The organism is Bacillus sp. LR_5 (assembly GCF_042709275.1).
Genome location: NZ_JAVAXX010000058.1, coordinates 1 through 13,770, shown reverse-complemented (window position 1 = coordinate 13,770; position 13,770 = coordinate 1). Strand labels below are relative to the sequence as shown.

14 protein-coding genes are annotated in these 13,770 nt (G+C 45.0%); 5 read left to right on the top strand and 9 right to left on the bottom strand.

Annotation, left to right across the window (positions count from 1 at the left end; genetic code table 11):
• Positions 1-11 precede the first annotated feature (11 nt).
• Positions 12-170 carry a hypothetical protein gene (locus tag RAC86_RS14275; protein WP_004398585.1) on the top strand — a complete coding sequence of 53 codons (159 nt, stop codon included), beginning with the start codon at positions 12-14 and terminating at the stop codon, positions 168-170.
• Here RAC86_RS14275 and RAC86_RS14270 read toward each other — a convergent pair.
• From RAC86_RS14270 to RAC86_RS14250, 5 genes are all read right to left on the bottom strand, one after another.
• Entirely contained in the window at positions 167-553 is a 387-nt protein-coding gene (locus RAC86_RS14270; RefSeq protein ID WP_377885823.1) for a VOC family protein, read from the bottom strand. The two genes, RAC86_RS14275 and RAC86_RS14270, sit on opposite strands and share 4 nt — an antisense overlap.
• A 4-nt stretch (positions 554-557) precedes the next feature.
• Positions 558-1,517, bottom strand: a complete 960-nt coding sequence (gene coaA, locus RAC86_RS14265) for a type I pantothenate kinase (protein ID WP_003245966.1) — start codon at positions 1,515-1,517, stop codon at positions 558-560.
• 71 nt (positions 1,518-1,588) lie between these two features.
• The gene (dsdA, locus tag RAC86_RS14260; protein WP_377885822.1) at positions 1,589-2,935 is read right to left on the bottom strand and encodes a D-serine ammonia-lyase; all 1,347 of its coding nucleotides are present in this window, start codon (positions 2,933-2,935) and stop codon (positions 1,589-1,591) included.
• A 75-nt stretch (positions 2,936-3,010) separates the two neighbouring features.
• Positions 3,011-3,790, bottom strand: coding sequence for an SDR family oxidoreductase (locus tag RAC86_RS14255; RefSeq protein ID WP_004398795.1), 780 nt, complete (start codon positions 3,788-3,790; stop codon positions 3,011-3,013).
• Between the two features lie 5 nt (positions 3,791-3,795).
• Entirely contained in the window at positions 3,796-4,755 is a 960-nt protein-coding gene (locus RAC86_RS14250; protein WP_043857773.1) for an MBL fold metallo-hydrolase, read from the bottom strand.
• A 404-nt stretch (positions 4,756-5,159) separates the two neighbouring features.
• Here RAC86_RS14250 and proC point away from each other — a divergent pair, with 404 nt between their 5' ends.
• On the top strand, positions 5,160-5,996 hold the full coding sequence (gene proC, locus RAC86_RS14245) for a pyrroline-5-carboxylate reductase (protein ID WP_029317946.1): 837 nt from the start codon (positions 5,160-5,162) through the stop codon (positions 5,994-5,996).
• A 40-nt stretch (positions 5,997-6,036) separates the two neighbouring features.
• Here the strand turns inward: proC and RAC86_RS14240 are convergent, their stop codons facing one another.
• Positions 6,037-7,680: a M20/M25/M40 family metallo-hydrolase gene (locus tag RAC86_RS14240; protein ID WP_048655115.1), complete on the bottom strand. Its 1,644-nt coding sequence runs from the start codon at positions 7,678-7,680 to the stop codon at positions 6,037-6,039.
• A 171-nt stretch (positions 7,681-7,851) separates the two neighbouring features.
• Between RAC86_RS14240 and namA the strand changes: the two genes are divergently transcribed.
• Both namA and RAC86_RS14230 read left to right on the top strand, forming a co-directional pair.
• Positions 7,852-8,868, top strand: coding sequence for an NADPH dehydrogenase NamA (namA, locus tag RAC86_RS14235; protein ID WP_003230377.1), 1,017 nt, complete (start codon positions 7,852-7,854; stop codon positions 8,866-8,868).
• Positions 8,869-8,977: 109 nt separating this feature from the next.
• A complete protein-coding gene (locus tag RAC86_RS14230) occupies positions 8,978-9,739 on the top strand; it encodes an alpha/beta fold hydrolase (RefSeq protein WP_003230373.1) in 762 nt (253 codons plus the stop codon).
• A gap of 43 nt (positions 9,740-9,782) precedes the next feature.
• On the opposite strand, the gene rpmG is transcribed toward RAC86_RS14230, so the two are convergent.
• Both rpmG and rnz read right to left on the bottom strand, forming a co-directional pair.
• Positions 9,783-9,932: a 50S ribosomal protein L33 gene (gene rpmG, locus RAC86_RS14225; protein WP_003226511.1), complete on the bottom strand. Its 150-nt coding sequence runs from the start codon at positions 9,930-9,932 to the stop codon at positions 9,783-9,785.
• 81 nt (positions 9,933-10,013) lie between these two features.
• Positions 10,014-10,937, bottom strand: coding sequence for a ribonuclease Z (rnz, locus tag RAC86_RS14220; protein WP_004398681.1), 924 nt, complete (start codon positions 10,935-10,937; stop codon positions 10,014-10,016).
• 226 nt (positions 10,938-11,163) lie between these two features.
• Between rnz and zwf the strand changes: the two genes are divergently transcribed.
• Positions 11,164-12,633, top strand: coding sequence for a glucose-6-phosphate dehydrogenase (zwf, locus tag RAC86_RS14215; RefSeq protein ID WP_014114310.1), 1,470 nt, complete (start codon positions 11,164-11,166; stop codon positions 12,631-12,633).
• 125 nt (positions 12,634-12,758) lie between these two features.
• Here zwf and gndA read toward each other — a convergent pair.
• The coding region (gndA, locus tag RAC86_RS14210; RefSeq protein WP_377885821.1) for an NADP-dependent phosphogluconate dehydrogenase at positions 12,759-13,770 on the bottom strand (1,012 nt) is incomplete at its 5' end.

Below are 13,770 nucleotides of genomic sequence, written 5' to 3'. Positions count from 1 at the left end.
AGGTGAAGAACATGAATATAGGTGATGTGATGTTTCAGCTGTTTGTATTTATTATATTTGCTGCTGTCGTCTTTGCGGCTGTTACAGGCTTCAAGTATGCGAAAAACCGAAAGGCGCAGCTGGATCGCATTGAGAAAAAGCTGAACAGCCTGTCCGAAGATCACGATTAATAGCTTGGGGCAACGAGCTCTACCTTAATCCGGTCTGGATCCTCACAAAAGACTGCATAATGCCCGTCTCCTCCGGCAAAAGGATGCCTGTCTCGATACAACACACGATAGCCTTTTGCCGTGAGTTTTTCGGTCATCAAATCGACTTGAAGCTTGGATTCAGCGTGAAATGCAAGATGATTCAGCCCGACTCGGCATCTATGGTATTCCGGCTCTAAAAAAGGCTCTTTCGCCTGCACAATCACTAGGTAAAAACGATCTTTCTTCCAGCTGATGCCTGAGCTCCATTTTTGATACTCTTTATAGCCAAGTTCTTTTAAGAACCATCCCCAAAACCGCCTAGACGCCTCCAAATCAGAGACATACAGTTCAATATGATGCACAATTTCATACCCTCCTTACCAGCACTTCCTCGACCTTATGCCCGTCTCCCTTACGCAAAATGAGATCTGACCTGAATTTAGTCGGCAAAATATTTTCATATAAATTCGGCCGGTTGACACTCTCCCAAATCGAGGCTGCCATCTCGTCAGCCTCCTGATCGGACAAGTCTTTAAATTTATGAAAATATGAATCAGGATTTTGAAAAGCTGTTTCCCGAAGCAGGCGAAAACGCTCTAAATACCAAGTGAAAATCCGGCTTTCCTCCGCATCCACATAAATCGAAAAATCAAAGAAATCGGAAACAAAAATACGCGGGTTTTCCCGGTCATCCTCCAAGGTGGGCGACTGAAGAACATTAATGCCTTCAATAATCACAATATCCGCCTGTTCTACAACCTCGAACACACCTTCCTCGCGGTCATAGGTTAGATGGGAATACACCGGGGCCTTTACGCTGTCCTTTCCTGATTTTAAGTCATTCAAAAATTCGAGCAGCGCCTTTACATCATAGCTTTCAGGAAATCCTTTTCTTGACATCATATTTTTCTTTTTCAGCTCGGCAGTAGGAAATAAAAAACCATCTGTCGTGATAAGGCTCACTTTTGGACGGTCAGGCAAACGCGAAAGCAGCTTCTGCAAGATCCGCGCCGTCGTGCTTTTTCCGACTGCGACACTGCCGGCAATGCCGATAATAAACGGAATTTTGGCTGAATGTGGGTGCTTCAAAAAAACATTGACATGCTTATTGCGTTCAGCCGCAGACTTGACATGTAAATGAAGCAAGCGAACAAGCGGAATATAGATCGTCTCCACTTCTTCAACAGATAGATAATCATTCAATCCTTCCACAGCTTTTGCCTCTTCTTCAGATACAGCAATCGACAAATGCCCCCCAAAACCAGACCAAGACTCCCGATTGTGCTGTGTATATAAAGTATGTAAGTTAAGTTCTTTATTTTTCACTGTTTACACCTGACTCTCTGTAGGTTAAAACCCTTACAAAGATTGTAACGGAAAACCTTTTCACTGTCTGCTTATTTTTCATTTCGTTTTTTTAGCAAATCAGCACCAATTCGGTTATACGCAGCCATTTCATCTTTTGGAACCATGCTTCCTCCCGTTCCCCAGACGACATGTACGGCATGTTCCATCTTATATTTCTGACCATAGCGCCTTCCCTCTTCTGTCGAAAAAAGCTGAACCGGCCCGAACATGCCCGCAAGAGCAGAGGGCTCTAAATATTTATCTTCAGATACAGCCAGCATATGAAGCAAAGTATAAAGCGTATTGTCCTCTACCGTATAACAGCCGCTCAGAAGCGGTTCAATCAGCTTGCCGACAAATCCTGACGGCCTCCCTACGGCAAGTCCGTCAGCAGCAGTCTGATTATCCAGGCCGATATCCTGGACGGAGATCTTCTCGTGAAGTCCTGAATAAAGCCCTAACAGCATACAAGGTGAATGAGTTGGTTCTGCGAAAAACACATGAACATCATCTCCGTATAGAAGCTTCAGCCCAAATGCTACACCGCCCGGTCCTCCGCCGACTCCGCACGGCAGATACACAAACAAGGGCGTATCAAGACTCGGCTGTATATTCATACAGTCAAGCTGTGTTTTTAATCGGCTTGCAGCAACAGCATATCCTAAGAACAACTGACGAGAATGTTCATCATCAATAAAATAACAGAATGGATCTTGTTCCGCCTGCCGTCTCCCTTCGTTCACCGCTTCGCTGTAATCTGTTTCGTACTCCATAACAGTGACTCCCTTTTGGCGGAGGAGATCCTTTTTCCACTGCTTAGCATCGGCGGACATATGCACTGTCACGCGAAACCCGAGTGCTGCGCCGATGATGCCGATGCTTAAACCTAGATTTCCTGTCGAACCGACAGCAATCGAATAGCGGGAGAAAAACCCGGTAAACCGCTCTTCCTGTAAGATGCGGTAATCATCGGTTTCCTGAAGCATTCCTTCTTGAAGCGCGAGATTTTCAGCATGCTTTAACACTTCATAAATCCCGCCCCTCGCTTTAATCGATCCTGAAATCGGAAGCTCATGGTCGCACTTTAAAAGCCATCTTCCGGGAAATGGCTGCTGATATGCCGCTTCCTGCTTTCCCTTCATATGCTGCACCTCAAAAAGCGGAGACTCGATGATTCCTTTAGCGCCTTTCGTCTCAGGAAACACCTCGGCAATGTAAGGTGCAAACCGCTGCATTCTTTTTTCCGCTTCCGCTATCTCGGTTGCCCACTCATCTGCACGGGGTAATGGCCCCTCTTTCTTGCCTGAATTTGCCCAGAATACAGGCTCTGCATCAATCAGTTTCTGAATAAACGGATCTTTAAGCAGAGCATGAAGGACTTCTGAATGAACTGACATTCAACAATCTCTCCCTTCCACTATCAAAAACTGCCCCGTGAGAAACAAGCCACTCCACCACAGGCAGTTCCATCATTATTTTTTCATGAGCGCGCGTCCTGCCAGCTTTTCTACAAGAGCTGGAAACAGCTGATACAGCTTAGTGCCGGCATTCATTAAACGCGGAAGATTGATCTCCCGCTTTTTCGTAAAAATTGCAGCTGTAATTTGAGCTGCCACGTCATCAGGATCAAGCATCCAGCGGCCGACATTTTTGGCGTAGTCCCCGCCTTTATCAGCAATGGAAAAAAAGTCCGTCTGAATCGGGCCCGGGTTGACTGTTGTCACATAAATGCCGGTTCCCGAAAGCTCCATCCGCAAAGCGTTTGAGTAACCTAACACGGCATGTTTGGTCGCGGAATACAGGCTAGACTTCGGTGTTGCGATTTTCCCCGCTTGAGAGGCGATATTGATGATATGTCCCTTTTTTTGCTCAAGCATTTGCGGAAGCACCGCTTTTGTACAGGCGATCAGGCCGAAGACATTCACATCAAACATCGCTTTCATGTCATCCAATGTAGAGTCTAAAACCGTTTCAAATATACCGAAGCCTGCATTGTTAATCAGTACATCAATCGAGCCGATCTGATCGCGGACCCGGGCGATATCCTCTAGGCGGCCGACATCCAGAGGAAAAATCTCACACTGTCCGCTCCATTCCTCGGTTATTTTCCTTTTGATTTCTATCAAACGATCCTCGCGTCTAGCCGACAGCAGGACATGGGCTCCTTCAGCCGCGCATAAGTATGCGATTCTTTCACCAAGCCCTCCTGAAGCGCCGGTTATCCAAATCCTTTTTCCCGCTATATGTTTCACCCATTTCACCTCTTCATTGTTTTAAAGTATGCGGTATTTCCTTCCCAATATGACGTGATGGCTTCTTCAGCCTCCAACACATCAAGGTGACCTGCCGTTTCTGACATCGTTAAAAACAATTCCTTTTCATATACAGCAGGAAAAAGCTGCTGACAGACCTGAAAAGCGGTCATCGGCTTTTCATCCAGCATGCGACGAACATCCTCCGTCCTGTTCCTCTGCTTGTCAAAACGCTTCTCAATCAGCGCTTGTACACTGGTGATAGGCTCGCCGTGACCAGGAAATACGATTGTTGGATCAAGTTGAGACAGCCTTCGCAATGACCGCTGATAATCCACTAAAGGCTTTGACCTGACGTCTCCCGCTTTCGGCGCTTCCAAAATCGGATTAGACGAGCTGTTGGCCAGCAGTAGATCGCCGCCAAGCATCCTTCCGCTTTTTTCATGGAACAGAACGATATGCGATTCAGCATGTCCAGGCATCTCCAACACAGACCAGCCCTCAAGCCCATCTATGCCCATACCTTCTCTGATTGATTTTGTCAGAGATCTCGTACAGGAAAATGCGTACGCTGATCGAATCAGCTTTTCCGCCTTCCCCGTATCAAATGGAACGCCTAATTCAGGCAGCAGCTTTTGAAAAAAACGTTTTTGCCAATCCATAAAGGCTTGATTTCGGCTGATATAAGGTTCGTTGAATGTATGCCCAATCACTTCGATTTCATCTGAAAAGACATCAAGCAAGCCTGCATGATCAGCATGATGGTGAGTCAGTACAACCTGCTCGATATCTGACATTTTCACATTTACAGCGGCAAGCTGCTCTTGTAGGGCTCTGGCAGCCTCTTTTGTATTCGGCCCGGCATCGATAAGTGTCAGTGCATCACCTTTTACGAGGTAAACGATAACATCGCCGACAGCAAACGGCGTCGGGACGCGGATCGCAATTACATCTTCAGTTGTCATCCTTTCGCTCCTTGTCTTCATTCATTATTCATATTTTAGCTTTTTCTCGGTCTTGTGTCATTATTGCAGAATGAGAACAAACCTTTTTGAAAAAGCTATTGACATTAGCTTGTCCGCCATTGCATAATGAACAACAAACTAAAACGAGAACCATTGGAACGCTATGACGAGGAATAGTATACAAGGCAATGGCCTAAGAGAGCGATACCCCCGGCTGAAAGGTGTTGCGGCCCGCTTGTTTGTAGAACCTGCCCTCAAGTCGCGGTTAGGAAAACCTAAACGTTTCCCGCGTTACGGGGATTTGAGCTGAGCACAATTTGTGCTAATGAGGGTGGTACCGCGAACCTTTTCGTCCTTTACGTGATGAAAAGGTTTTTTGTTGTTCTGATAGAAGGAGGATATCAATGAAAAAGATAGGATTTGTCGGCGCCGGGTCAATGGCAGAAGCAATGATCAACGGCATTTTGCAAAGCGGCATCACAAAACCAGAACATATCTATATTACAAATCGCTCAAATGACGAGCGTCTGATTGAATTAAAGGAAACGTACGGCGTGCGTCCATGCAGAGATAAAAATGAGTTTTTCACTCACACCAATATCATTATCCTCGCTTTCAAACCGAAAGACGCGGCGGAAAGCATCGACAGCATCCGGCCGTATATCAAGGACCAGCTTGTCATTTCAGTACTTGCAGGCCTTACCATCGAAACCATTCAGCATTATTTTGGCAGAAAGCTCGCAGTCATTCGCGTCATGCCTAATACATCAGCGGCAATCAGAAAATCAGCAACCGGATTTTCCGTAAGCACGGAAGCAAGCAAGAATGATATTATTGCCGCAAAAGCTCTATTGGAAACAATCGGTGATGCAACACTGGTTGAGGAGCGGCATCTTGACGCTGTCACTGCAATCGCAGGCAGCGGCCCGGCCTATGTGTATCGTTATATTGAGGCGATGGAAAAAGCAGCACAAAAAGTAGGATTAGATAAAGAAACGGCAAAAGCACTCATTTTGCAGACAATGGCAGGGGCAACAGATATGCTCCTTCAAAGCGGCAAACAGCCGGAAAAGCTGCGTAAAGAAATCACCAGTCCTGGGGGCACTACAGAGGCAGGTCTTCGCGCTTTACAGGACTCCCGCTTTGAAGAAGCAATTATTCACTGTATTGAAGAAACAGCTAAACGGAGCGCAGAAATCAAAGAACAGTTTGCCGGTGCCGCCTTAGAGAGACATTCTTAGATGTAAGGACAAAAACAGAAGGCACAGTGCCTTCTGTTTTTTATTTTTCCCGCAGCAGCTGGCCGGCAGATTCTGATTGCTTTAATAGCGCGGAGATCGTAAATGAAAGCAAATCGGGAAGCACTTCAAAGGAATAAGGCATATACAATCTTTCCGTCCATTTATGCGGGTCTTTACCAGCCGGACCGACATTTAAAACTGGGACATATAAAGCCTGATTTTTACCGCTTGGCAATGAATATCCTCTGTTAAAGAGCGGCATATTGCTTGTGTATGCATCAACCTCCTGCTTTTTCAGCTGAAGATAACTCAAGTCCGAAAGTCCGGGGAAGTACTGAACCTCCCGTAATGCAATGCCGTATCGCTCAGCCGCGTACTGCATAAGCTGATCAGCTGTATTTCTGATCAATTGATCATCCTTTGAAGAAACAGCTGGATAAAGCGGCGGACTATAAAACAGAACGATGAGCGGCGCATCCTCCTTACAAAGCGAAGCAAGCTCAGAAACAATTTTCGTCGAAAAATCCCTGTCTCCAAGCTCGCCCCTGTTAGCAAAGGCATAATTTAGAGCCCGCTCTGTTTCCGAGATCCCCGCACACTTTTTTGCACGCGAGACCAGCTCATCAAATGTCAAAACAGTGACGTCCCGCTCAATCGGCTGAAATGGCTCAAATTGTTGAAAATCCTGTGTTTTCTTCCGAACGTTCGACATGATTTCCTCCGCCGCCTGTTCTGCTGTTTTAAGCAGCATCTGATGCAGCTCACTAGCTGAGCGTTTCATTGACAGCACATTAAATAATGTGACAGCTGTATGCGGTGTCTGGACTGAATATGCCTCTTTCAAGTCCTTTTGCATTAAGTTTACCGGCGGCGGAGTGACCTCGCCATCAACCTTTTCGCAATAATCAGCATTCAGTTCAAGCAAACGGTTAATCTCAGATACCATTAAATTTGCGTTTAGGCCTGAAAACGGCTCTCCAACATGTGTCTCAATCCCCTTGCAGAAAAAACCCGCAAGCACCTTGCCAATGCTTCCTGTATAAAAATATTGCTGCTGATCGCCGGGAAATTTTTCAAACATCGGTTCGGCATTCAGGCAAGCGGTTAATGTGATATCATGCTTTTTCTCCATTTCCTTCAATGCAGGAACCGCTTCAATCATGCCTCTTGAATTCACTTCCTCGTCCGGAACCGTTATCAACAGCAGATTGCCCTCAAAATGCCCGTTCATTGCCCTCTCCAGCATCGACAGTTGAACACAAAGCCCCGCTTTCATATCCATCGTCCCTCTTCCGAACAGCCAGTCTCCGCTTTCGGCATCTCTTCTCACACGTTCCGGGAGCAGCTCTTTTTTCTCTAAAAAGGAGCTCAAAAGCTCAGCAGGCTTGCAAGCCATATGTTTAAATTCGCCGTAATCTTCTATGTCAACGACATCAAAATGACTCAGCAGAAGCACTGTCTTTTTGACATTCTTCTTTTTGACTAGAGCCGTAAGAAAAGATCTGCCATCGTCCATCGGATGAAGTGTTACATCATCAGGGTGCTTTTGAAAATAGGGCTTGTCCTTCAAAATAAAATAAAGATACTCTGCAAGCGCTGCCTCGCCCTTTGAACCGGTGATGCTTTCGTATTGCACAAGAGAAGTTAAAAGTGCCAGCAATTCGTCCTTCGTCTGCCAATTCATTGATTCCGCCCCTCCTATGAATAAAAATGCTTCTATACTGAAAAATAAACTGATTTCTCGTCTATTATACAGAAATGTTTGACAAAAGCGGTTCATTTGAGCAGTTTATATGACGGGAAAGAAATGACTTGATATAATCAATCTCTAAAAACCTTACGGGAGGCGAAAGAAATGGCCAGAAAATTATTTACACCTATTACAATTAAAGATATGACGTTAAAAAACCGCATTGTCATGTCGCCAATGTGCATGTATTCTTCTCATGAAAAGGACGGAAAATTAACACCGTTCCACATGGCACATTACATATCGCGCGCAATCGGCCAGGTCGGACTGATTATTGTAGAGGCGTCAGCGGTTAACCCTCAAGGACGAATCACTGACCAAGACTTAGGCATTTGGAGCGACGAGCATATTGAAGGCTTTGCAAAACTGACTGAGCAGGTCAAAGAACAAGGTTCAAAAATCGGCATTCAGCTTGCCCATGCCGGACGTAAAGCTGAGCTTGAAGGAGATATCTTCGCTCCATCGGCGATTGCGTTTGACGAACAATCAGCAACACCTGTAGAAATGTCAGCAGAAAAAGTAAAAGAAACGGTCCAGGAGTTCAAGCAAGCGGCTGCCCGCGCAAAAGAAGCCGGCTTTGATGTGATTGAAATTCATGCGGCGCACGGATATTTAATTCATGAATTTTTGTCTCCGCTTTCCAACCATCGAACAGATGAATATGGCGGCTCACCTGAAAACCGCTATCGTTTCTTGAGAGAGATCATTGATGAAGTCAAACAAGTATGGGACGGTCCTTTATTTGTCCGTGTATCTGCTTCTGACTACACTGATAAAGGCTTAGACATTGCCGATCACATCGGTTTTGCAAAATGGATGAAGGAGCAGGGTGTTGACTTAATTGACTGCAGCTCAGGCGCCCTTGTTCACGCAGACATTAACGTATTCCCTGGCTATCAGGTCAGCTTCGCTGAGAAAATCCGTGAACAGGCGGACATGGCTACTGGTGCCGTCGGCATGATTACAGACGGTTCAATGGCTGAAGAAATTCTGCAAAACGGACGTGCCGACCTCATCTTTATCGGCAGAGAGCTTTTGCGGGATCCATTCTTTGCAAGAACTGCTGCGAAACAGCTCAATACAGAGATTCCGGCCCCTGTTCAATACGAAAGAGGCTGGTAATGCCCATAAGAGATATCCTGTAGAGGATATCTCTTTTTTTATTTTTAGAGAAACGATCGGCTAAGGTTCTCCGTCTCCCTAGTAGAACCAATTAGAGGAGATGACTCCAATGAAATCAGCTTGGATGGAAAAGACATATACAATTGACGGATGTGCGTTTCATACACAGCACCGGAAAGGATCAAGCGGTGTAACGATTGTCTTTGAGGCCGGCTATGGTACTTCTTCTGAGACGTGGAAACCATTAATGGCGGACATTGATGATGAATTTGGCATTTTCACATATGATCGGGCAGGCATAGGAAAAAGCGGGCAAAGCAGAGCTAAACGAACAGCTGATCAACAAGTGAAAGAATTGGAGAGTTTGCTTAAAGCAGCTGATGTAAAACCTCCTTATTTGGCTGTTTCACACTCATACGGAGCTGTCATCACCGGTTTATGGGCCTGCAAAAACAAGCATGATATTATCGGCATGGTCCTTCTTGACCCAGCTTTAGGCGATTGCGCCAGCTTTACCTTTATACCCGAAGAAATGCACAAATCACATACGAGAAAGATGATGCTTGAGGGCACACATGCAGAGTTTTCAAAAAGTCTGCAGGAGCTCAAAAAGCGGCAAGTCCACTTAGGAAACATGCCTCTTCTTGTGTTGTCATCAGGAGAACGGACTGAGAAATTCGCTGCTGAACAGGAGTGGCAAAACTTGCACAGCAGCATATTGTCTCTATCTAACCAAAGCGGCTGGATTCAAGCTAAAAACAGCTCCCACAACATCCATCATGATGAACCTCATATCGTTCACTTGGCTATTTATGACGTATGGTGCGCAGCGTGCCAGCAGGCCGCTCCTCTTTACCAGGCAGTCAATTAACGTAAAAAAAGACCGGGCCGTAAGGGATTCCCGGTCTTTTATATTATTTTGTTTCACGGTGAAGGGTATATTTCTTTAAACGCGGTGAATATTTTTTCAGCTCCAAACGGTCTGGATTGGTGCGTTTATTTTTTGTTGTGATGTAATTTCGGTCTCCCGTTTCAGTGCAGGCTAAAGTAACATTTACTCTCATAATTAACATCTCCTTATAAAGCGTAATGATTACGTTTTATTATACAACGTCATCACAAATTGTCAAATAAGAGCTCCGCCTTCAGCCTCGCGGGACGTTTACCTCTAAGAAATCATATGCCGCCACGCTATTGGGGAAAACGTCAACCGCTTCTTTTTGAAGCTCCAAAGAAGCATCTCCCTGATATCTTGCGCTGATATGGGTTAAAATGAGCTGCTTCGCTCTTGCTTCTTTCGCTGTTACAGCCGCTTGTTCCGTTGTACTGTGATAATAATCATAAGCAAGTTTACGGTCTTCCTTAGCAAAGGTTGCTTCATGAACAAGCACATCACAATCCCTCGCAAGCTCTTTTAGTTTGTCACTTACTCTCGTATCACCGGAGAACACAACAGATCTTCCCTTTTTAGGAGGCTCCAGAAAATCATTCCCATTGATGATTCGTCCGTCTTCAAGCGTTACCGTTTCGCCTTTTTTGATTTTCTGATATACAGGTCCGGGCGGGATGTTCATTTCTTTTAATACGTCAGCCTTCAAGGAACCCGGTACGTCTTTTTCCTGCACACGGTACCCGAAGGCTTCCACTCCATGAATAACAGATACCGCTGTGACAATAAACTGATCGTCCTCAAACACGATTCCTTCTTCAATTTCCTGGATCGCAAGCGGATATGTCAAATGGGTTTTCGTGACGGCAAGGCTTGTTTCAATAAACGCCTTGATCCCTTTAGGTCCGTACACTGTCAGCTCGTCCTCTCCGCCTTGAAAGGAACGGCTCCCCAGAAGCCCCGGAAGTCCGTATACATGATCGCCGTGCATGTGTGTAATAAAGATTTTCTCTATTTTACGAGGTTTAATCGTTGTATGTAAAATTTGATGCTGTGTGGCTTCCCCGCAGTCAAAAAGCCATACCGAACGCCTTTCTTCAAGCAATTTTAATGCCACCGACGTTACATTTCTCGCCTTGGCGGGGATGCCGGCTCCCGTCCCTAAAAAAAGTAATTCCACGTTTCCTTCCTCCTACTAGAACCAGATACCTACAAGAATACAGGATCAAGCGGAAAATGTGAATCTTGCCTCTGAAAAGAACAATCCTTTCGTGCTAGAAACATTTTTTCAGCATTCTGCTTAAAAAAGGGCTTAAATGTTTGCTTTCGTTGAATTTTAGATTTAAAATGAAGGAAATATACGGGGTGTACTAAAATAAAGCTTCGAATAAAGTGAGGTACTTTTAGTGAAAACAAACCAACAACCAAAAGCAGTAATTGTCATATTCGGTGCAACTGGAGATTTAGCAAAACGAAAATTGTATCCGTCTATTCACCGTTTATATCAAAACGGACAAATCGGAGAAGAGTTTGCAGTGGTAGGAGTTGGAAGAAGACCTTGGTCTAATGAGGATCTTCGCCAAACTGTTAAAACATCCATTTCCTCATCTGCAGATAAGCATATAGATGATTTCACGTCTCATTTTTACTATCACCCGTTTGACGTGACAAACCCTGGTTCTTATCAAGAGCTAAACGTATTGCTTAACCAGCTGGAAGATACATATCAAATTCCTAACAACAGAATGTTCTACTTGGCAATGGCTCCTGAATTCTTCGGAACGATTGCAAAAACATTAAAATCAGAGGGTGTAACAGCTACAACCGGCTGGTCCCGCCTTGTCATCGAAAAACCGTTCGGCCATGATCTGCCAAGCGCACAGGCATTGAATAAAGAAATCCGCGAAGCATTTACGGAAGATCAAATTTACAGAATCGACCATTATCTAGGCAAACAAATGGTTCAGAACATTGAAGTGATTCGATTTGCCAATGCGATTTTCGAACCGCTTTGGACAAACCGCTACATTTCAAACATTCAAATCACATCTAGCGAATCACTAGGCGTTGAAGACCGCGCAAGATATTACGAAAAATCAGGCGCCCTTCGCGACATGGTGCAAAACCATATTATGCAGATGGTTGCCCTTCTTGCAATGGAGCCGCCTATCAAATTGAACACAGAAGAAATCCGCAGCGAAAAAGTGAAGGTTCTGAGAGCACTGCGTCCTATTGCAAAAGACGAAGTGGATGAATACTTTGTGCGCGGACAATATCAAGCTGGTGAAATTGACGGTGTACCGGTTCCTGCTTATACAGATGAAGATAATGTCGCTCCTGACTCCAATACAGAAACCTTTGTTGCCGGCAAGCTCTTGATCGACAACTTCAGATGGGCTGGTGTTCCATTCTACATCAGAACCGGAAAACGAATGAAAGAAAAGTCCACAAAAATTGTCGTTCAATTTAAGGACATTCCGATGAACCTGTACTACGGTAATGAAAACAACATGAATCCGAACTTGCTTGTCATTCATATTCAGCCTGACGAAGGCATTACGCTTTACTTAAATGCTAAAAAGCTTGGCGGAGCAGCACACGCACAGCCAATCAAACTCGATTATTGCAGCAATTGCAATGACGAGTTGAACACCCCTGAAGCATATGAAAAACTAATTCACGACTGTCTTCTTGGCGATGCAACAAACTTTGCACACTGGGATGAAGTTGCCCTTTCTTGGAGCTTTGTCGACTCTATTTCTGAAACATGGGCAGCAAACAAAACCTTATCTCCTAACTACGAATCAGGCTCAATGGGACCGAAAGAATCTGATGATCTTTTGGCGAAAGACGGCTTACACTGGTGGAATATATAATAAGAAGAAAAAAGCCGAAAATGCTTGTAAGCATTTTCGGCTTTTTTGCAGTTGCCACAAAGGTATAACAATCTTTTTAATAACAAAACCCCCCAAAGCTCTAGAGCTTCGGGGGTTTCTATTGATTACTTCATCCATTCAGTATGGAAGATGCCTTCTTTGTCAGTACGCTCATAAGTATGAGCGCCAAAGTAGTCGCGCTGTGCTTGGATTAAGTTTGCAGGCAGTACGGCTGTGCGGTAGCTGTCATAGTAGGCTAATGCGCTTGAGAATGATGGCACCGGCACACCTTGGGCAACTGCAAGTGAAATCACTTGGCGAAGCGCTCCTTGGTAGCTTTCTACAATATTCTTGAAATAGCTGTCAAGAAGCAGGTTGTCAAGCTCAGGCTCGCGATCGTAAGCTTCTTTGATCTTCTGAAGGAATGCCGCACGAATGATGCAGCCACCGCGGAAGATCATAGCGATTTCACCATATTTCAGATCCCAGTTGTATTCTTCAGAAGCAGCTTTCATTTGGGCAAATCCTTGCGCGTATGAACAGATTTTACTCATGAACAACGCTTTTCTGACCGCTTCAATCAGCTCTTCTTTATTTTCTGTAACAGGCTTCACTTCTGGTCCTGAAAGAAGTCCGCTCGCTTTTACACGCTCTTCCTTCATAGCTGAGATAAAGCGTGCGAATACAGATTCAGTAATAATCGGAAGCGGAACGCCTAAGTCAAGTGCGCTTTGGCTTGTCCATTTTCCTGTTCCTTTTTGGCCTGCTTTATCAAGAATCACATCAACAAGCGGTTTGCCTGTCTCTTCGTCTTTTTTTGTGAAGATGTCAGCCGTAATCTCAATCAGGTAGCTATCAAGCTCACCTTTATTCCATTCAGCGAAAACTTCATGAAGCTCATCAGCAGAAAGGCCCAGCACCTGTTTCAGAATGAAATATGATTCAGAGATCAGCTGCATATCTCCGTATTCAATTCCGTTGTGCACCATTTTTACGTAATGGCCGGCGCCGTCCGGCCCGATATATGTCGTACAAGGTTCTCCGTCAACTTTTGCAGAAATGGCTTCAAGAATCGGTTTTACAAGCTCATGTGCTTCTTTTTGTCCGCCAGGCATGATAGAAGGTCCTTTAAGCGCC

Bases quoted from the DNA above. Each gene is read 5' to 3' on its own strand.
- RAC86_RS14275 (WP_004398585.1), top strand. From the start codon at position 12: ATGAATATAGGTGATGTGATGTTTCAGCTGTTTGTATTTATTATATTT.
- dsdA (WP_377885822.1), bottom strand. From the start codon at position 2,935: ATGTCAGTTCATTCAGAAGTCCTTCATGCTCTGCTTAAAGATCCGTTT.
- RAC86_RS14250 (WP_043857773.1), bottom strand. From the start codon at position 4,755: ATGACAACTGAAGATGTAATTGCGATCCGCGTCCCGACGCCGTTTGCT.
- proC (WP_029317946.1), top strand. From the start codon at position 5,160: ATGAAAAAGATAGGATTTGTCGGCGCCGGGTCAATGGCAGAAGCAATG.
- RAC86_RS14240 (WP_048655115.1), bottom strand. From the start codon at position 7,680: ATGAATTGGCAGACGAAGGACGAATTGCTGGCACTTTTAACTTCTCTT.
- namA (WP_003230377.1), top strand. From the start codon at position 7,852: ATGGCCAGAAAATTATTTACACCTATTACAATTAAAGATATGACGTTA.
- RAC86_RS14230 (WP_003230373.1), top strand. From the start codon at position 8,978: ATGAAATCAGCTTGGATGGAAAAGACATATACAATTGACGGATGTGCG.
- rpmG (WP_003226511.1), bottom strand. From the start codon at position 9,932: ATGAGAGTAAATGTTACTTTAGCCTGCACTGAAACGGGAGACCGAAAT.